This is a genomic window from Bacillus sp. UMB0728, assembly GCF_002858875.1.
In the GTDB taxonomy this organism is placed as follows: Bacteria; Bacillota; Bacilli; order Bacillales; family Cytobacillaceae; genus Bacillus_AB; species Bacillus_AB infantis.
This window is the reverse complement of the sequence record NZ_PKLA01000002.1, coordinates 178,918-197,331: the sequence shown is the minus strand read 5'-3', so window position 1 is coordinate 197,331 and position 18,414 is coordinate 178,918. Positions and strand designations below refer to the sequence as shown.

At 45.3% G+C, this 18,414-nt stretch carries 23 protein-coding genes and 1 pseudogene; 5 read left to right on the top strand and 19 right to left on the bottom strand.

The genetic code is table 11. The features are described 5' to 3' along the window. Positions 1–71 precede the first annotated feature (71 nt). The 6 genes and pseudogenes from CYJ37_RS06715 to CYJ37_RS06690 all read right to left on the bottom strand — a co-directional run bounded on the left by CYJ37_RS06715 (position 72) and on the right by CYJ37_RS06690 (position 3,500). The gene (locus tag CYJ37_RS06715) at positions 72–683 is read right to left on the bottom strand and encodes an FMN-binding negative transcriptional regulator (protein WP_009794538.1); all 612 of its coding nucleotides are present in this window, start codon (positions 681–683) and stop codon (positions 72–74) included. Positions 684–702: 19 nt separating this feature from the next. After that, positions 703–1,221, bottom strand: coding sequence for a GNAT family N-acetyltransferase (locus tag CYJ37_RS06710; protein WP_022544576.1), 519 nt, complete (start codon positions 1,219–1,221; stop codon positions 703–705). 22 nt (positions 1,222–1,243) lie between these two features. After that, the gene (locus tag CYJ37_RS06705; protein ID WP_094767890.1) at positions 1,244–1,696 is read right to left on the bottom strand and encodes a MarR family winged helix-turn-helix transcriptional regulator; all 453 of its coding nucleotides are present in this window, start codon (positions 1,694–1,696) and stop codon (positions 1,244–1,246) included. Between the two features lie 137 nt (positions 1,697–1,833). Continuing rightward, positions 1,834–2,277: a GNAT family N-acetyltransferase gene (locus CYJ37_RS06700; protein ID WP_101548679.1), complete on the bottom strand. Its 444-nt coding sequence runs from the start codon at positions 2,275–2,277 to the stop codon at positions 1,834–1,836. Next, positions 2,274–2,763: pseudogene (locus CYJ37_RS06695) on the bottom strand (helicase). Before CYJ37_RS06695 ends, CYJ37_RS06700 begins: the two are co-directional and overlap by 4 nt. Positions 2,764–2,951: 188 nt before the next feature. Then, positions 2,952–3,500, bottom strand: a complete 549-nt coding sequence (locus CYJ37_RS06690; protein WP_101548677.1) for a TVP38/TMEM64 family protein — start codon at positions 3,498–3,500, stop codon at positions 2,952–2,954. A 56-nt stretch (positions 3,501–3,556) separates the two neighbouring features. Here CYJ37_RS06690 and CYJ37_RS06685 point away from each other — a divergent pair, with 56 nt between their 5' ends. Next, positions 3,557–3,883, top strand: coding sequence for a YesK-like family protein (locus CYJ37_RS06685; RefSeq protein WP_180827274.1), 327 nt, complete (start codon positions 3,557–3,559; stop codon positions 3,881–3,883). 54 nt (positions 3,884–3,937) lie between these two features. Here CYJ37_RS06685 and CYJ37_RS06680 read toward each other — a convergent pair whose 3' ends face one another. Beyond that, on the bottom strand, positions 3,938–4,990 hold the full coding sequence (locus tag CYJ37_RS06680; RefSeq protein ID WP_101548673.1) for an LLM class flavin-dependent oxidoreductase: 1,053 nt from the start codon (positions 4,988–4,990) through the stop codon (positions 3,938–3,940). Positions 4,991–5,010: 20 nt separating this feature from the next. Further along, positions 5,011–6,441 carry an aspartate ammonia-lyase gene (aspA, locus tag CYJ37_RS06675; RefSeq protein WP_009794546.1) on the bottom strand — a complete coding sequence of 477 codons (1,431 nt, stop codon included), beginning with the start codon at positions 6,439–6,441 and terminating at the stop codon, positions 5,011–5,013. Between the two features lie 514 nt (positions 6,442–6,955). Between aspA and CYJ37_RS06665 the strand changes: the two genes are divergently transcribed. From CYJ37_RS06665 to CYJ37_RS06655, 3 genes are all read left to right on the top strand, one after another. After that, entirely contained in the window at positions 6,956–8,158 is a 1,203-nt protein-coding gene (locus CYJ37_RS06665; protein WP_101548669.1) for a CynX/NimT family MFS transporter, read from the top strand. A 107-nt stretch (positions 8,159–8,265) separates the two neighbouring features. Then, a complete protein-coding gene (locus CYJ37_RS06660) occupies positions 8,266–8,820 on the top strand; it encodes an MEDS domain-containing protein (protein ID WP_094767882.1) in 555 nt (184 codons plus the stop codon). A 267-nt stretch (positions 8,821–9,087) separates the two neighbouring features. Beyond that, a complete protein-coding gene (locus CYJ37_RS06655; protein WP_094767881.1) occupies positions 9,088–9,843 on the top strand; it encodes an SDR family oxidoreductase in 756 nt (251 codons plus the stop codon). A gap of 60 nt (positions 9,844–9,903) precedes the next feature. On the opposite strand, the gene CYJ37_RS06650 is transcribed toward CYJ37_RS06655, so the two are convergent. Next, positions 9,904–10,911 (bottom strand): DUF3231 family protein, encoded by a 1,008-nt coding sequence (locus tag CYJ37_RS06650; protein WP_253618885.1) that lies wholly within the window; start codon positions 10,909–10,911, stop codon positions 9,904–9,906. 213 nt (positions 10,912–11,124) lie between these two features. Here CYJ37_RS06650 and CYJ37_RS06645 point away from each other — a divergent pair, with 213 nt between their 5' ends. Further along, the gene (locus CYJ37_RS06645) at positions 11,125–11,478 is read left to right on the top strand and encodes a DUF5661 family protein (RefSeq protein WP_101548667.1); all 354 of its coding nucleotides are present in this window, start codon (positions 11,125–11,127) and stop codon (positions 11,476–11,478) included. A gap of 51 nt (positions 11,479–11,529) precedes the next feature. On the opposite strand, the gene CYJ37_RS27080 is transcribed toward CYJ37_RS06645, so the two are convergent. From CYJ37_RS27080 to CYJ37_RS06600, 10 genes are all read right to left on the bottom strand, one after another. Further along, positions 11,530–11,694, bottom strand: a complete 165-nt coding sequence (locus tag CYJ37_RS27080; protein ID WP_180827315.1) for a hypothetical protein — start codon at positions 11,692–11,694, stop codon at positions 11,530–11,532. A 78-nt stretch (positions 11,695–11,772) separates the two neighbouring features. Further along, on the bottom strand, positions 11,773–13,185 hold the full coding sequence (locus CYJ37_RS06640; protein WP_180827306.1) for an MFS transporter: 1,413 nt from the start codon (positions 13,183–13,185) through the stop codon (positions 11,773–11,775). Positions 13,186–13,414: 229 nt separating this feature from the next. Then, complete coding sequence (locus CYJ37_RS06635; RefSeq protein ID WP_094767879.1) at positions 13,415–13,684, bottom strand: hypothetical protein; 270 nt, start codon at positions 13,682–13,684, stop codon at positions 13,415–13,417. Positions 13,685–13,686: 2 nt separating this feature from the next. Beyond that, on the bottom strand, positions 13,687–14,076 hold the full coding sequence (locus CYJ37_RS06630) for an SHOCT-like domain-containing protein (RefSeq protein ID WP_101548663.1): 390 nt from the start codon (positions 14,074–14,076) through the stop codon (positions 13,687–13,689). Positions 14,077–14,079: 3 nt separating this feature from the next. After that, positions 14,080–14,448, bottom strand: coding sequence for a DUF2089 domain-containing protein (locus CYJ37_RS06625; protein WP_094767877.1), 369 nt, complete (start codon positions 14,446–14,448; stop codon positions 14,080–14,082). Positions 14,449–14,839: 391 nt separating this feature from the next. Next, positions 14,840–15,562, bottom strand: a complete 723-nt coding sequence (locus CYJ37_RS06620) for a TolB family protein (RefSeq protein ID WP_101548661.1) — start codon at positions 15,560–15,562, stop codon at positions 14,840–14,842. Positions 15,563–15,837: 275 nt separating this feature from the next. Further along, positions 15,838–16,587, bottom strand: a complete 750-nt coding sequence (locus tag CYJ37_RS06615) for an ABC transporter permease (protein ID WP_101548659.1) — start codon at positions 16,585–16,587, stop codon at positions 15,838–15,840. Further along, positions 16,577–17,350: an ABC transporter ATP-binding protein gene (locus tag CYJ37_RS06610; RefSeq protein ID WP_094767874.1), complete on the bottom strand. Its 774-nt coding sequence runs from the start codon at positions 17,348–17,350 to the stop codon at positions 16,577–16,579. Before CYJ37_RS06610 ends, CYJ37_RS06615 begins: the two co-directional genes overlap by 11 nt. Positions 17,351–17,575: 225 nt before the next feature. Then, positions 17,576–17,917 (bottom strand): DUF1048 domain-containing protein, encoded by a 342-nt coding sequence (locus CYJ37_RS06605; protein ID WP_009794560.1) that lies wholly within the window; start codon positions 17,915–17,917, stop codon positions 17,576–17,578. Next, positions 17,914–18,258, bottom strand: a complete 345-nt coding sequence (locus CYJ37_RS06600; RefSeq protein WP_101548657.1) for a PadR family transcriptional regulator — start codon at positions 18,256–18,258, stop codon at positions 17,914–17,916. The genes CYJ37_RS06605 and CYJ37_RS06600 overlap by 4 nt, the downstream gene beginning before the upstream one ends. Between the last annotated feature and the right edge of the window lie 156 nt (positions 18,259–18,414).

Below are 18,414 nucleotides of genomic sequence, written 5' to 3'. Positions count from 1 at the left end.
GTTTCTGAATGATTACCAAGAATCATTTAACAACTAACAGGCAGCTCTTCAACCAGCATGATTTGAGAAAGCTATTTTTGCAGATTCTTCTTCATAAGAGATGCAATTTGCAGACCGTCATGCTGACCGGTTTGCTCCAAATGTTTAATGATTAATCCCTGCCGCTCCACGGGATGATTTTGGCTCAATTTAGCCTTTGCTTCAATTCTGGCGATCTTTATTTTAAGAGCAACAATCCCTCTGCTCATCCCCTTTATGAAATCTTGATCTATGTGCTCCAATTGATATGGGCTTTCCGGACTTTCATATTTGACGGTCAAGTCATTCAGGGTATTGAATATCTCTGATTCATCTTCAATTATCTCCAGTTTTCCGTATACATGTACAGAGACATAGTTCCAGGTCGGGACAGCCATTTTCGTTTCATACCAGGAGGGTGAAATATAACTGTGAGGGCCTTGAAAAATGGCAAGGACCTGCTGGCCCCCGGCGGTACTCCACTGATTGTTCGGACGGGCAAAATGTCCATATAAAGCATGCTCGGACTTCTTCAATGTCAGGGGAAGGTGAGTCGCATATGGTTCCCCGTTGTGCTGGGAAATGAGCGTCGCAAAGCTGTAATTCTCGATAAAACGACAAATCTCATTTTCATCATTAACCCTGAAATGCTTTGGAACATACATACTAATATCACCCCAATTGTTATAGAAGCACCTTAACCATGATCAGATCTGTTTGTTCTTCATCGCCCATATAGAATGAATGGGCTCCTGTTTGGACAAATCCCATCTTTTGATAAAAAGCAATCGCATTTTCATTCTGTTCCCACACACCCAGCCAGACTTTCTTCTTTCCCTGCTCCTCTGCCATTCCGATCGCTTTGTTCAGCAGATATTTGCCAAGCCCATGCTTCTGGAATGACTTCTTGATATAAATCCGCTCTATTTCAAGCGCTTCCTCGCCCATTTCCTCCGACTGGGCATCCTTCACATTGACCTTCAAGTATCCTGCGATCTCTTCATTGAAAAAAACAAAAAAGAACTGTGAAGACTTATGGGATAACTCTTTTATCAGCTGCTCTAAGTTATATGCCTTCTCCAGATAAGCATTCATATTTTCTGGTGAATTCTGGTCTTTAAAGGTATCATTGAAAGTTTCAATGCTGATCTGCTGCAGCTGGTGTAAATCTTCCAGGGTACATCTTTTCAAATACATCGACATTTTTTAACCGCTCCTTCATTGGTCAATAGATTCTCTTGTTTCCTTTTTTCACAGATTCCCAGTCTTTTTCAACATTCTTTCTGACTCTCTGGAGAAAATGGAACATGGCTTCTGCTTCTCCTTCAGTGAATCCTTCTAATGCAACCTTGTTGGAATAATCATTTTCACTCTTGATGAAAGGGTACACACTGCTGCCCTTCTCAGTTGGATTAAGCCTCTTAATTTTCTTATTTTCAGGATCGTCCCTTTTTTCAATAAAGCCATTCATTTCAAGTTTTTTAATGGCACGGGCGGCTGTAGTCCGGTCGACTTTAATCATCTCGGCCAGCTTTTCCTGGATAATCCCGGGATTCTCACAGATCCGCACTACATACAAATACTGCCCTTTGGTAAGGTCATGCTCTTTGAATTCAATATTGCTGATTGAATCCAGGGCTCTTGCAATCATGCCTATTTCTCGAAGAATTTCCGTCATTAGTTGCTCCTTAAGCCATATTTAATGTACTGACATGAATTAAATCTAACTTATTTATGTTGCATTTACAACAAAAACTACGCCGATATAAATAAAAAATAAGCACCGCCAGCGGCAATGCCTGTTTTTCATCCATCTCACCTGCCTGATTCCTTTTCCCATTCATAAAGAATATCCGGCAAATTTTCTTCGTTCTCGAAGCCACGGCCGATAATGTTGAATCCATGCTTATGATAGAAGCGCTGAGCATTCTCATTTACCTCAAAGGTGTATAGGGTAAGCCGGCCATCTGATTGTTCTTTTGCCCTGCTGAGCAGTTCTGTTCCTATCCCTATACCCTGATAGTCAGTATGGATATAAAGCTGGCTGATTTCGGTTTTATTATAGGCGACGATGCCGACTACTTTTTCACCCGACAATGCCAGATCGATCTCACACTGGCGTGCTAGAATGTTATTTAAAAAATATATATGTTCCTCAAAGCTGTGGATTTCTTTCTGCCCAATCGCCTTCTCCTTGCTGTCCCTCCACATTTTCACGGTCTCTGAGGCATAGCGCGGGTGATACGGGATCATTTTCATTTCTTTTCTCCTGAAAATGATGCTGCAAAAATAAAATGATCATTGGGATCCCAAATATGCAGGTAATCCGCAATATAACCGCGCAGCCATATGGCGCCGTCCATGCTTCTTAGATAAAAGCCCTTCGGGAAATCATGGTCATCTGTCAGTACGGCTGAAGCAATGGTGATGGAGCCGGTAGGTGCCTGATGACGCTGTGATAATTCTGCGGATAACCCTTCAGGCTGATCCTGATACTGCAGCCTCATGTAAGGACCCAGCTCCAGCGGACACAAACCCAGCCCCAGTTCACCCGCTCTTTGAAAAATCCGGTCCAGAGGAGCTCCCTGCTGAAAACCAAGCCCAGCCACTGTCAGTTCAACGGTTTCAATCATGTATGTTTCAGCAGAAGCCGTGAACAGATCATCAGAAAACAATCTTTCTCCATATTTCGTTCATCAGGATAGAGGCTTGCTGCAATCTCTGGAGAAGCTGTTGTTTCGTCATGCCGCCCGCTTCTATTGTTCTTTTTACAATAGGGCAATCCGGGTATATTTTTAGGCTGTTAATGGCCAATGTGATCACTCCTAATCTGTGCTTTTATATATTCATATTCAATGCAGCAGGCCTATTTCCTTTTTCTATTCTCCGGACAAAAAAACAAGACAAGCGCTCAGATGGCGCTTGTCTTGTTTTTACCGGGTACGAAACTTCCTTGAAACATAAATGAGCAGAATGGCGGCAATCACGATTGCGGCTATTCTCCACTCCCATTCCATATTGATAATCTGGTATACCGAAAAACCTTCAATCAGGATGGCCGGTATTTTTCCAAGGGTGCTGGCAAGGAAGAACGTGAGAAAAGCGGTTTTTCCAATTGAAGCAATGAAAGTGACAAGGCCTGAAGGGACAAAAGGAAGAATTCTAAGAGCAAGAATCAGTGAGAATGCTTCCTTGCCGTCGGCTTCCAACAGTTTCTGTACTTTGGGATGGGACAGGCCGCGCATGTCCTTTAACCTTCGAAATCCTTTTCTGTAGAGGATGAAGGCAACGGCTGCCCCAGCGGCCTCACCTGCAAAAGATACAGCGATTCCTCCCCATAAACCAAATACCGCCAGATTCGCGGCAGTCAGAAAAACACTGGGTACAACCCCAAGCAGGCTGATGAAAATGTTTATTATAAGGCTTAGCATCAAGGCTATATACGTATATGACTCAAATAAATCAATGATCATTTCCTTCATACTAAATAGGCTTTCCTTCCTTATAAGGCTGTTTTGTGAACTTTGTGGCTTTTTTGATGAAAATTACTATAATAGTACAACCGAATGTAAAATATGTTAGTTCTGGAGGGGAAGGTATCGCAGGCTTCAGAGTTTTTATCTTTATATTATTAGGAATCAGCATTTTATTTGCAGCTGCATCCAAAATTTTAAAAGGTTCTGTACAGAAAGACAAGTACCTTAAAGCAGGCTTTTCAGCTTTAATAATAATCAGCATAGCCATTATCATTATCAGTCTGTTTATCGGCGGCTGGAGCGGTATGGGATATGGATTTATTGGAGTTTGTATTTTGATTGGAACTATTTTAACCGGAATTATAAATTGGCTTATGAATTCTATTTGACTTAAAACGGCTTATAGAATGAAACAGAGGGACAAAAAATGCCCCTCTGTCCTTTTATTTCTGTTCTGCTTCCCACTTGGCAATTTCCTCACGCACAATCGGCGCAACTTCCCTGCCGAGCAATTCGATGCTTTTCATGACATCTTCATGCGGCATGCTTCCGACTGGCACATGGTGCATGAAGCGGGTAACGCCGACGTTCTTTCGAAGGTCGATGATTTTTTTAGCAACAGTTTCCGGATCTCCTACATACAGGGCGCCTTCAAAGCTGCGTGCCGCATCAAAGGCTCCGCGGTCATAATGGCCCCAGCCCCGTTCTCTGCCAAGGACGTTCATGGCCTGCTGGGTCGGCGGGAAGAATTTGTCCGCTGCCTCTTCATTGCTTTCCGCCACGAACCCATGTGAGTGTGAAGCTACCTGGAGCTTGGAAATGTCATGGCCGGCTTGTGCTGCAGCCCTGTAGTACAGCTGTACGAGCGGGGCAAACTGCACCGGACGGCCGCCGATGATTGCGAGGACAAGCGGCAGTCCCAGAAGTCCGGCGCGGATGACAGAATCACTGCTCCCTCCGCTCCCGATCCAGATTGGCAATGGATCCTGGACCGGGCGCGGATACACACCGAGATTTTCAATTGCCGGACGGTGATTTCCAGCCCAAGTCACTTTTTCAGATTTCTGCAGTGCCAGGAGCAGGCCCAGCTTCTCATCGAAAAGCTCATTATAGTCCTGGAGATCATAACCGAAGAGCGGGAACGATTCAATGAACGACCCTCGACCCGCCATGATCTCAGCCCGGCCGTTCGAGATGCCGTCGAGTGTGGCAAAGTCCTGGAAGACCCGGACTGGATCAGCCGATGACAGGACGGTGACCGCACTTGTCAGGCGGATTTTTTTGGTCTGCGGCGCGGCAGCAGCCAGGACGACTGCAGGTGAAGAAGCAGCATAGTCCTTCCTGTGGTGCTCGCCGACACCGAAAACGTCCAGCCCAACTTCATCAGCCAGGATAATTTCTTCAACAACCTCGCGCAGCCGCTGTGAATGGCTTGCAGTTTCTCCTGTTTTAACGTCAGGGGTCGTTTCCACAAATGTGCTGATTCCGATTTCCATTTTCATCTCTCCCTGATCGTTTAGTCTCTATCTAATAGTGCAGCACCGGCGATGCCTGGATGTGTCATTTCGTACGGATCCAGAATCAGGTCCAGTTCTTCTTCTGTCAGGACATCATACTGCAGGCAGAGTTCCCTGACAGGGGCGCCGTTCAGGATGGCTTCCCTGGCAATCCGGGCCGCCACTTCATAGCCAATATGAGGATTGACGGCTGTGATAATGCCAACGCTTTTTTCTACATATTGCTTCATCCGGTCCTCATTTGCTTCAATCCCTTTGACACAGTGGTCGGTAAACGACTTGAAAGCATTCGTCATAATGGTGATCGACTGCAGCAGGTTGAAGATCAGCACTGGCTCCATGACATTCAGCTCCAGCTGCCCGGCTTCAGAGGCCAGTGAAATGGTTTGGTCGTTGCCGATTACCTGGAAGGCAGTCTGGTTGATCAGCTCCGGCATAACCGGGTTAACCTTGCCTGGCATGATGGAAGATCCCGGCTGCCTCGCCGGCAGGGAGATTTCCCCGAGTCCTGCCCTGGGACCTGAAGCCATCAGACGCAGGTCGTTTGCAATTTTAGACATATTGATCATACAGATTTTCAGCGCGCTGGAGACCTCTGTATATGAATCTGTATTCTGAGTAGCATCAACCAGATGCTCCGCCCCTTTAAACGGAAGGCCGCTGATATCTGCCAGATACTCAACCACTAATTCAATGTAACGGGGCTGTGCGTTCAAGCCTGTGCCGACAGCCGTTGCTCCCATATTCAATTCATACAGATGCTGCCTTGATTGCTTGATGCGCTTAATATCGCGTTCAATCACGCGGCTGTAGGCTTCAAACTCCTGCCCAAGCCTGATTGGCACAGCATCCTGCAGATGTGTCCGGCCCATCTTGATGACATGGTTAAACTGATCAGCTTTATCCATAAATGCCTTATGCATGTGCTCCATAGAAGCAATCAGCTGCTCGAGCACCTTGAGAATGGATATGTGCATCGCTGTAGGAAAGGAATCATTCGTAGACTGTGACATATTCACATGAGTGTTCGGGCTGCAGTATGGATAGTCCCCTTTTTCCCTGCCCATGATTTCAAGCGCCCGGTTTGCCAGCACTTCATTCATGTTCATATTAAAAGAAGTCCCTGCTCCCCCCTGGATCGGATCGACTATTACTTGATCATGCCAGTTGCCGGCAAGCATTTCATCTGCCGCCTGGACAACCGCGTCTCCAATGCCTGAGTAAAGAGCCTTGACCTCCACATTCGCCATTGCAGCTGCCTTCTTTACCATCGCCATCGCTTTGATCAGCTCAGGATGGATCCGGTAGCCGGTAATCGGGAAATTTTCTACCGCACGCAGTGTTTGAATCCCGTAGTACGCATGTGCAGGGACCTCTTTTGACCCCAGAAAGTCCTTCTCTATTCGAAAACCGTTTGTCTTGACTGACATCGTTGCCTCATTCCTCTTCTTTTCGCTATTTGTTTTTGATGTTATATCTTATTGCTAATCCCACTCTATTGTAAATGACTTCGGTCCAATATTCATCTTTAATATCTGTTTTAGGATGGCCTTTTTTGACGGTGTTCAGCAGGTTATTTCCTTCCAGTGCGGAGGGGTAATGGCGGGGAGAATGGCACATACTATGATGGATGGCTTAGTCGGCTGGTGCGGGGCAGAAAAAATAGCGGATTGCTACCGCGGGCTGGAGCAAGCATTATTATTACAAGCAATTGCACCCATTCCCCTTATAAGGTCTTCACAATACCAGCGTTTAAATCTTAAATTCCAATTAATATAACAAACCTTACTTTCCCCGCTTCCCCTGCATTTTGAAAATCCGAAAAAAATTTGTTCCACGTGAAACATTGTCAGAAATTTGGAACAATCCTCCTTCTCACCCGGTTAATCCCCTTCCTGCTATGCTATACTTGAGAAAAAATGGGTATGAGAGAAGGAATGTTTTATGGATAAGCTGAATCCTAGAGCCAAAATGGATCCAGCCAAGCAGTATTTATTTATTGCGGGTATCATCCTGGTTGCTTTTAACCTTCGGCCAGCCATCACATCATTAGGGCCTCTGGTAGGAATCATCCAGGATGATGTCGGCCTGGCGCACTGGAGTGCAGGTCTTCTGATGAGCCTGCCGCTCCTGGTATTTGCGTTCATGTCTCCCCTGGTGCCAAAAATCGCTTTGCGCCTGACTAATGAGCGGACACTGCTGATCGGCCTGCTTTCCCTTTTCACCGGCATTGCTATCCGCTCGATTCCAATGGCCTTTTTTCTTTTTGCCGGGACCTTTCTGGCCGGATTAGGCATCGCTATCGGCAATGTCCTTCTGCCGGCAGTAGTGAAGGATAAATTTCCGAATAAGTTCGGATTGATGACAAGTGTGTATTCCACTTCTATGGGTTTAATTGCTTCGCTTGCATCCGGAGTAAGCGTCCCCCTGGCAGTCGATGCGAATCTTGGCTGGCAGGGCGCCCAGGCGGTATGGGCCATTCCGGTGATTGCTGCATTCACTGTATGGCTTTTCGTTTTCAGATCTCACCAAAGCAATCCTGGCACCGTCATGCCAAATCCCGGGACAGCTTCCGGGCAAATGTGGAAAACGCCTCTAGCCTGGCAGCTTGCGCTTTTCATGGGTTTTCAGTCATCCTTGTTTTATATTACGATCTCCTGGCTGCCGGAAATTCTGCAAAGCCACGGGATCAGCATCACAACGGCAGGGTGGCTGCTGTCTTTTACCCAGCTGGTAGGACTGCCGGCAAGCTTTTTCATCCCTGTCCTTGCAGGCAGATATCAATCACAGGTCTGGATTGCCTTCGCACTCAGCCTTTGTGCAGTAGCCGGCTACTGCGGGCTGCTGATTGGTTCCACCTACCCTCTCCTAATCATCAGCATCATCCTGATCGGAGTCGCACTTGGCGGCAGCTTTCCGCTCGCCCTCAGCTACATAGGACTCCGGGCCCGGAATGGCAGGCAGGCTGCTGAGTTATCAGGCATGGCCCAATCTACCGGCTATATCCTTGCCTCCATCGGACCACTTTTCATCGGCTACTTATTTGACCTGACACATTCATGGACAATGCCGCTGATTACACTGATCGGCATTTCAGCTATAGTGATGGTGTTTGGAATGCTGTCAGGTAGGAATCGTTTTGTATAATTGGATTTAGTGAAAAAGATATTATATAATCTGTGATATTGTTTAGCTGTGTATGGGGTTGCTCATTTTTACCAATGTTATAAACATCTATAGATGAGGAGATTTGCATGGACAGTTTAATTGTGGATTTGTATCACGAGTATAAGAAGAATAATGGCGGACATATCTGCTATCTTTATAACCAGGAAGAAAATTATATCAATAATGCCGTTTCTTTTATCTCGGCGGGCATCAGGAATGGCGATTTCATCTTTCTTCTTGAAAATGATCGAAATCTTCGCCTGATTCAGGAAAGGCTCCATAAAGAATTTAGCACAGATCAATTATCCAACTTGCTAGTCATGAATAATTACGATTTCTATTATGCCCAAGGTAATTTCCATCCTCATATTGTGGTCAGTGAATTTTTAAAAACACTTGAACCGCATTTAGAGAAAAAGACTTCTATTAGTACTTGGGGACTCGTAGAATGGAGAGAAGACAAGGAGATTTACGAAAAATTAGCAGAGTATGAACAGATAGTCGATAAGAGTGTCAACGAAAAAGGTATCCTGTCTGTATGTGTTTATCCTGCAGGAAAGACCCCTGGTTCATTCAGGAAGGCTTTGCACAATTGCCATAATATAGTTATAAATGATGAGGAAGTCATGTACCTTTCTTAATCATATTTAACCCGGTTCCAACCCTACTGGAACCGGGTTTTTTGCTTAGTTTATCGGCTTTTTGCTTCTTTAATGTATAGATTTCTCATCCCATTCACCTTATGATACAATTAATCAACTGAATATTCATAACATTTTACTGATCTGGTATGGAACCATATCATGCCATCGGCCAGGCAGAAATTGTAAAAGGGGTGTGCTATTTTCGGTGACTCTGCATCTCTTTTGCCAGCATCAAATCGTTCTCTATACTGGGAGGTAAAAACAATGAGTCATTCTCGAAGAAAGGCCGCACTGATAACAGGTGCGAGCAGTGAAAATGAAATTGGTACAGCAATTTGCCGCAAGCTGGCTTCACAGGATATAGATATATTTTTTACACACTGGCATTCTGATGCTGAGTGGATTGAACAATTTCAGCAGGATATTGCTGATATTGGTGTACGCTGCGAGGCACTAAAGGTGGATCTGACAGATGCAAATGCGGCATTGGCCATCTATGAAGAAGCTGCAGGCCGACTGGGCTCTCCGTCCATCTTGGTTAACAATGCCGCTCATTCTGTTAATAATGATTATAAATCGTTAGATGCAAGCACACTTGACCTTCATTACTCGGTCAATATGAGGTCCACCTTTCTTCTGTGTGCTGAGTTTGCCCGCCGGTTTAAAGACTCAGGTTCACCGTCTGGCCGCATCATCAACATGACATCCGGTCAGGATATAGCCCCAATGCCAGGGGAACTGGCCTATGCAGCGACCAAAGGCGCCATTTCTGCTTTTACGAGATCATTAGCACAGGAGCTTGCACCGCTTCGGATTACCGTTAATGCTATCAATCCAGGTCCAACCGATTCGACGTGGATGACAGACGGTATCAGAAATCACCTCCTGCCTAAATTTCCAATGGGCCGGATTGGCACACCGGATGATACTGCACGTCTTGCTGCCTTCCTGGCAAGCGAAGATGCTGAATGGATCACCGGCCAGATTATCCATTCGGAAGGCGGGTTTATGAGGGGATGATCCTGCAGCTCAAAAAAGGTGCCTGCCCCCCCTGTTCCGGGCAATGGCACCTCTTTTTTATCAATCCTTCGCCAAGTCCCTGCGATTTGCTGCCAATGGCGGCTGCTCCATCCATTCGTTTTCAATCATCAGATTTACTCCATCCTCAGATAGCTTGAGGACCTCTCCAGTAAACCGCTCATAATCAATAACCAGATCGCTTCTATTGCTCTCTGAAATGGCTATTCCATAGTTGCCGATTCCGGCATAAATCATCAGGCCAAAGTGGAACATCATTAATTTATTTGAAAATGGCGACTCGGTTGATTCGGTTACTTCCTGGTCAAAGCCCATGGGGACAGGCAATGAACACATCTCCAAGTAGCGGCTCAGAACCTTTATATGTTTCCGGGAAACTTCTTTTCCTCTTAATATATATTTCCGGACCTTATCTGATTTGGCCACCTGGCTGAAGGCTGAAGCCATACAGGTTCCTAAATGATTCGTCTGGATATTTGCATGAAGATTCGTCACCTCTGACCCGGTGAGGGATTCCCTCCTCCCCAGCCCTTCCAGAATAAAGGACTGCTTATGAACAAACTCCGTTTTTTCCGGATATGGAATGCTTGGCGGGCGCACACTCAGTCCCTTTTCCAATAACAGCTCATTGGCCTCGGTCTTTAATTCGATTGTTGAGGTTAAGCACTTGGAATAGAATGAATGAATATCAGACCGCCATGTATTCTGCAGCACCCGGCCATAAGTGGCAAGACCCCCCTTTGCCATATTGTGTATGTAGCGCAAATAAAAAACGTCGGAAAACAATCGCTTCGCCTCTAAATTCACATCTTCCTCCGTAAATCCCTGCGGAATCCGGATGCCTTCTTCTGTAAAGATCCCTCTTATGATCTCCACATGCTGCTGTGACAAATCCAAAGCATGGGAACCAAGCTTTTGGATATCTTCATCTTCAATATGACGAAGAAAATACTTTAATACACAAACCGCCATACTGTCTGCCATGAAAGAAGCCCATAAATAACTCAATTCTGCGGCGGTTAGCTTCATATGATTATGATGAGTCTCCATGTCTTTTCCTCCTATTTAAGTCCATAAGGGTTATTATCTCCTGAATAAGGAGAAATATGTTTGAACACATACCTAAGGGCTAGGGGGAACAGTTCCCTTGTCCTTCCTTTTAAAAGCAAGCTCCTCCCAAGTATAAAAGACTTGGAGCCAGACACCATCTCACTTTGAAATTCATAGCCTACTAACGTAATCTGCCCTCTAGGAGTGATGTACATGTACTTTCATGATCCTTATTCTCACCGTTTCATCGTTGGCCATAGGCATAGTGTAAGATATCCATATCCCCATCATGCTGCCAGGCAAAAATCTTTTTCCAAAGAAGAAGCAGCTGCCATCGCTTTGCTGCTGGGAATCGATTTTACTAAAAGCAGGTTTGATTTAAATGAATTTTGGCTTGGTGTAAATACAGAGCTTGAGCACGGTAAGATCTCCAGCCAAACGAATGTAACAGGTGATGACCCTCTCATCACAGGAAAAATTGCCCTCGCACACCTTAACGAGTTTCCTGATTACTACAAACGGCTAAAGGTGCTGGAGAAAGAAGCGAAGGCTTATTGGAATAAATGAGGTGCATTCCCCCACTTTCTTAAGTATCTTGGGACAGCGGGACAGGTCGCCTCACTCTTTTCTTCTATACACAGCTAAAACAAGAATAATCACCGCGCCGGCCGCAAAGCCTGCCAGGACACCCAGTGGAAATCCCCCGTTTATAAGATATACAATGAGTCCTCCAACTAAAGCCCCCACTATGATAAATATCAATCGCAAAGACATGGTTTTCACCCTTGCACCCTCCTTATTAAAAAAATGCCTGACTCCATAAGCACAGCTTGTATGCGTTTGGAGTCAGGCACCTTTTTTTTAATGCTTATTCAACAATCCAGCCAATAACCCTTTACCCAAAGCGCCTTTCCTGGCTCTTCCTTCATTCTTCCACCAGTAGGCTCTCTCCGGATTCTTAAGGACTTCCTTCACTTCGCTCTGATGCTCAACAACCGGTGCAGAACCGCGAAGCGATCTTCCTGCCGTCTCCCTGACAAACAGGGTGACAACAATAATGCCGAACAGGCACATGCCCATCAGGTAATAAGCTGGCACCATATTATTGCCGGTTACGCTCACCAGCCATGCGACCAGCAGCGGTGTTGTGCCTCCGAACAGCGACGTTGCTGTATTATACGTGATTGCCAGTGCCCCGTAGCGCACTTTCGTATAAAATAACGACGGGAGTGTTGCCGGCAGTGAGCCCTGCATAGTCGTCAGCAGCAGGCCGAGGATCAGCAATCCAAGGAAAGCGCCCATGGTGCTGCCCGATCGGACGAGCATGAAAGCAGGGATGCTCAGGACAACCGCGCCAATCAGGCCGGCTTTCAGGATGCGGTTCCGTCCGAATTTGTCGCTCAAATGCCCCATTGCCAATACCATCGGGATCATGACGATCATCACAAGAACAAGCATCAGGAGCCCTTTCCCTTCACTGTACCCGAGCTCTTCTGACATATAAGACGGCATATAAGTCAGAACGGTATAACTCATAACATTGTAAAAAATAACAATCGCCGTACAAGTCAATAATGCTCTCCAATGTCCGGCAAAAATCTCTTTTAGCGTAACACTTTCATTCTTTTTCTCTTCAATCGATTCATTCATCGCCTCAAAAGCCGGCGTTTCACCTAAATGATTACGGAAATAGAAGCCGATGATTCCAAGCGGAGCGGCAATGAAGAACGGAATTCTCCAGCCCCATGCCGTCATCGCCTCGCTGTCAAGCATAAAGGTCAGCAGCGTAACAAGGCCGGCGCCGGCAATAAAGCCGACCAGTGTTCCAACCTCAAGGCCGCTGGCCATGAAGCTGCGTTTTTTATCAGGAGTTGTTTCTGTTATGTAGGTCATAGCCCCGGCATATTCTCCGCCGGTTGAAAAACCTTGCACAAGCCTTGCTGATAATAGTAAAATTTGAGCTGTGATCCCAATCGCTGCAAAGCCCGGGATCAAGCCGATGCTGAGCGTGGAAGCCGCCATCAGGATCATCGTAATGGCCAGCACATTCTTCCTGCCTACCCGGTCACCAAGCATCCCGAAGAACATACCGCCGAGCGGACGAGCAATAAATGCCACCGCAAACGTGGCAAACGCGTATATTAATTGAAAAGATGGGTCAATCTCCGGAAAAAACACCCTGCCCATCGTAACTGCCAAAAATGAATAGATACCAAAATCAAACCACTCCATCGCATTCCCGATGGATGTCCCCATCATGGACTTCTTCGCCATCGAACTGTCCACAACAGTAATATCTTTTGCCTCTAGTGTCTCTCGCTGTTTCTTCACATTTCCCCCTCCTAAATACTATCTAACTAACTAGCTTAGTTGGTTTTTCCCTTTATTTGGGGGTTAAAACATAGGAATACTAGAAAAACAGGCGGGACTGGCAGGAAAAATTTTCGAGAAATGAAAAAAGCCGCCTCGCCGGCAGCCGCAAAAACAACATGATAGATATCTCTTAAAGCTTCACCACTACCTCAGTACCATCCTTCAATTTCGTGTCCACAAGGGTAACCCCTCTGTAATCAGAAATGGCCTCCAGCAGCAGCTTCAAATCCTTTCTGTCAATTTCAGGAAAAACAAACTTACTTCCGTCTTTCTCGATGGCTTTATTGATTAAGCGGTTAATCCTTCTGGATGTGATAACCAGACCGGCTGCGTTCAAAATAGCATAGGGCACGGGTATGGAAAACCTTTTATCCTTTGCTTTCACCTTGACCTTTAACATAATTATTCGATCACCACTAGCACTTTGTCGCAATTGGCCGAGATGATGTCAACGATTTGTCCGTCCAATTCATTTTCAATCGCTGCAATAAGCAGGTCGACATCTATATCTTTCACATATTTGGCTGCCTCAGGAATCCTTTCAGCAATATTGGTCCCTACTCTCAGGACAGCCTTGACCAGGTTGATCGGCAAATTCACATTTACATTATCGCCTTCACTGGAGTTCACACGAATCTTCAGCATTTTATTACCATAAGACACTTCTTTTTTCACCGCCACCAGCTCTGGCTGATCTTTGCCTTGCAAGACATTAATCAGCTCACCTGCTTTTTCCTTATCAAGCTTTCCTTCCTCCACCAGCGTTAAGACCCTTGAAATTTCATCTTTCATGGTCTATTCTCCCTCCTTTAATAACTGAATGGCTTTCTCTGCTGAAATCTCGCCTTTTTCGAGCATTGATACAATCTTTTTCTTATCCACTTCAGGTTTCTTTTGAGTGGAGTACCCAAGAGCAGTGATGATTTCATCCAATTTGCCTCTGACAGTCGGATAGGAGATGCCAAGTTCCTTCTCGACCTCTTTGATATTCCCGCGGCTTTTTAGAAAAATCTCAATAAAGTGCAGCTGCTCCTGCCCAAGTGCCGCCAGTTTGGAAACCTCAAATTCATTTTCTACGGTGGTTTGGCAATGGCTGCATTGCAGCTTGGTGATCGTCAGCGCATTTGTGCAAACAGGACAATTAGTGAGTAAAGGATACGCCATACCATGCTCCTTTCTTTTAGTTAATCAAATCATACAACAGGATTTTCATTTTTTAAATAGTTAATTTATAATTTTTATGAAAAATGTATATTTTATTAAATAATTCAATTTTAACTTTATAAAAATTAATTTTATTAATGATAACCAAGGAACTTACACAAAAAAAGCGACCCTCATTGATGAGGCATCGCATCAGTTAACGGATATACAATTCTGTCTTAATTCTTTTCATTCAGGAAATTAATATAAATAAACATAAGATCCTCGCACAGCTCGACTTGCCGGCCGCGAAGGCAGACGGCTGATTGTCCATTGACCAGTATCACGAAAAATTGGTGGAGCAGTTTATGCTCGTTACTATGTCTTATTTAAAAGCTTCTTCCTTCTTATTTTACGAATTATTCACCCATTCCTTATATTCATCCTTGTCTATTTCAGAAACCTTCTCCACCTTTCCGCCAATTAACTTGCCCTTTGATTCGATTTCAGTCTGATAAAGTCCATACATATTTTTATTCTCAAGTGAATCAGCAGTATAATAGATGGATTTCCCTGCAACATCCCATTTGACACCGTATATATCATTAAAAATGGGTGAACCTGCAGGAGCCTGAAGTTCCTCGTCCATATCAAAGTGATAAATATTTATTCGGGCTGAATCATTATATCCACCGATAAAGGCAATTATATTCTGGTCAGGCGCCCAGGCAATTCCACAGGATGAATGGTAGCCTTTGTAGTCATACTTATAACCGATCGTTTCGGACAAATTGACCTTTTCACCCGTTTCTAAGTCAACGACAAAAATTTTAACAGCGTTACCCTCGACAGCATCATAAGCTAAATACCGATTATCATATGAAAAATGAAAATGAAAACTTTGAATACTGCTGTGATGTTCAGGTAAAGAAACCTCGAACTTTTTCTTTTTGCTGTCTATAATTAATTGATCATCCGCTACAGACAGCTGATAGTCACCTCTTTGAACACGATTATTATCTTGAAGCACAGCAACATCTGGATTTGAATAATATTGTATTTCCTTTTGAGAGCATCCGTATAATAAAATGGTCATGATTGCCATCAATATAGATAGCCTGGCTGTATTCTTCACCGGTCCCCCTCCTTTTCTTTTCCCTTATACGGAACAATAGAACACTATTGTTTCATGGTACCATCTATTTTTACTTTGTTGGGCGGTTATAAAGAAAAAGCCGCCGGATCGGCAGCTGAATATAGTGTCAGACTGGCTGGAAGCCAAGAAGCCGCTGTGTAAATAGTTTGCAGATGAGCTCCAGTCAACCTTGAGGACAATTGGCAGAGTTGGCAGATCATTGGGCCAAATAATCAAATTCCGCTCAGACACCACGAAAGAGTCTCCTCCTTTTCTTACCCCAATTGCCGTCTAAAGGCTTTACCGGCAATCAAATAAGCAATGATCATAACGCCAAGGCACCAGGCAAGTGCAGTCCAGATCCCGCTGCCGACAGCCCCATTATACAAGAGGGCACGAACTGAATTGACGATGGAAGTCACTGGCTGGTTCTCAGCAAATACCCGAACAACTTTAGGCATGGTTTCAGTGGGAACAAAAGCCGAACTGATAAATGGGAGAAATATCAACGGGTAGGAATATGCTGTAGCCCCTTCCATTGAATCGGCAGTCAACCCTGGAATTACCGCCAGCCATGTCAGCGCCAGCGTAAACAGCAGGAGAATCCCACCCGCCGCGAGCCAATCGAAGATATTAGCATCCGGACGAAAGCCCATTATGAATGCGACGAGGATTACCACCATAATAGCAAGTGCATTGGACACAAGCGAGGTCAGCACATGAGCCCACAATATAGATGAGCGCTTAATGGGCATGGTAACGAAACGGGCCATCAGCCCGCTCTTTACATCATTAAAGAGCCTCAAGGATGTGTAAGCGACGCCGGACGCGATCGTGATCAGCAAGATTCCAGGCAGTAAATAATTCACGTAGTTCTCCGTGCCCGTTTCAATAGCACCGCCAAATACGTAAACAAACAGCAGCATCATCGTAATCGGCGTAATGGCTACCGTGACGATTGTGTCCGGGCTGCGCAAGATATTGCGCATTAATCGTCCCAGCAGTACCCCAGTTTTATTTTTCATTTCCATCTCCTCCTTTTTTGCCGATAATTGCAAGGAATATCTCCTCTAATGTCGGCTGCTTCTCAATGTATTCTACTTTTGCCTGCGGAAACATCTCCTTGAGTTCAACAAGGGTGCCCGTGGTGATGATCTTCCCGTCATGCAGGATGGCAATGCGGTCGGCCAGCTGTTCGGCTTCCTCCAGGTACTGGGTCGTCAGTAATATAGTCGTACCATTGCCGGCTAGCTCTTTGACAATATTCCAGACTTCAATCCGGGCTTCAGGATCAAGCCCTGTGGTAGGTTCGTCGAGAAAAATGACTTCTGGCTTCCCAATCAGGCTCATGGCGAGATCGAGCCGGCGCTTCATCCCGCCTGAATACTTTTCTGCCCGGCGGCTGGCCGCTTCTGTCAGACTGAATCGGGAAAGCAGATTGTCGGAGACTTCAGCTGGATTGGATACTCCCCGGAGCTTGGCAATCATCATTAAATTTTCCCGCCCGGTCAGCATGCCGTCTATTGCGGCGAACTGCCCGGTCAGACTGATACTCTGGCGGACGTGCTCCGGCTGGCGCTGAACATCAAAACCACCAATAACTGCTTTACCATCATCTGCCTTCAATAACGTCGAGAGAATATTTACAGTCGTTGTTTTGCCCGCCCCATTGGAACCCAACAATGCAAAGATCTCGCCGCGCCTCACCTCAAAATCCACCCCCTTTAAAACTTCCTTGTCTTTGAAGGATTTTGTTAACCCTTTTACAGAAATCGCTTTATGGTTCATATAGATTCCTCCTTTTTATTTGCAGCAAAAACCGATGTCCGAGAAACAATCTGTTTTCTGCCTTCGGACAAAAAGACACAGGGCTTTGATCACATAATCTTATTCGCTACTCTGTTTTACCGATTATCAGTATTACTTACTACCCGCTTAAAAAAATACTGAATAGCAGCAGTCAATCAGACCTGGCTATTCAGCAGGTTTCTAATTCAATTGTTAGATTATTGCCTATCCGCGGCCGATGGTATCATTCAGCTTCTTACGATATTTGTCATTCCAGGTTTTCTCATCCTTCACCAGCTCATCACAGAAAGCAGCAACATCCTCGCCCGTCAGATCAGTGACTTTCTTGCCTTCCGCTGCCCCTTCCTCAAAAAGGTCCAGGATGCCGGTGAAGATGCGATTCGTGCCTTTCCAATCAGTCGGACCGCCTCCAGCCGTCCACATATATTTCTGGATCGCTTTATACGCGGCAGAGTACTCGCTTGGAAGTGCCTTCGCACGCGCCTCCATCGCTTTCCATTCCCGCTTGTCATCCAGGCTGCCGATGATTTTTTCAAAAATACTCATTTCGCATTCTCCTTTTTGATTTGTTTAGTTTTCAGTTCGTCAATTTTGCCCGAAACAAAGGCCCATTTTTCCCAAAAGGCTTTGAGTTTTTCCTGGCCAGCTGCGTTTAGGGTGTAGAACTTTCTCGGCGGTCCCACAGTGGAGGGCTTTTTCTCGATATCCACCAGATTGTTTTTCTCCAGCCGCATGGTAATGGTGTACACAGTCCCTTCAACCACATCAGTGAAGCCGAGCTGCCGGAGCTGCTGCGTGATTTCATAACCATATGTTTCGCCGCGGCTGATGATCTCAAGCACACAGCCCTCAAGCACTCCTTTCAGCATTTCCGTGATATTTTCCAATTCTTTTACCCCCGTCTATATCTCACTTGTATATTTAGTACTCTGTATAACCGGTATTCAGTATTACTTATTACTAACTATATAGTAATACCGAGTAGCGTTGTCTGTCAAGTACGTTAAAGCTGTTTGCTGCCCATTTTTGCAAAAAAGAAAAAA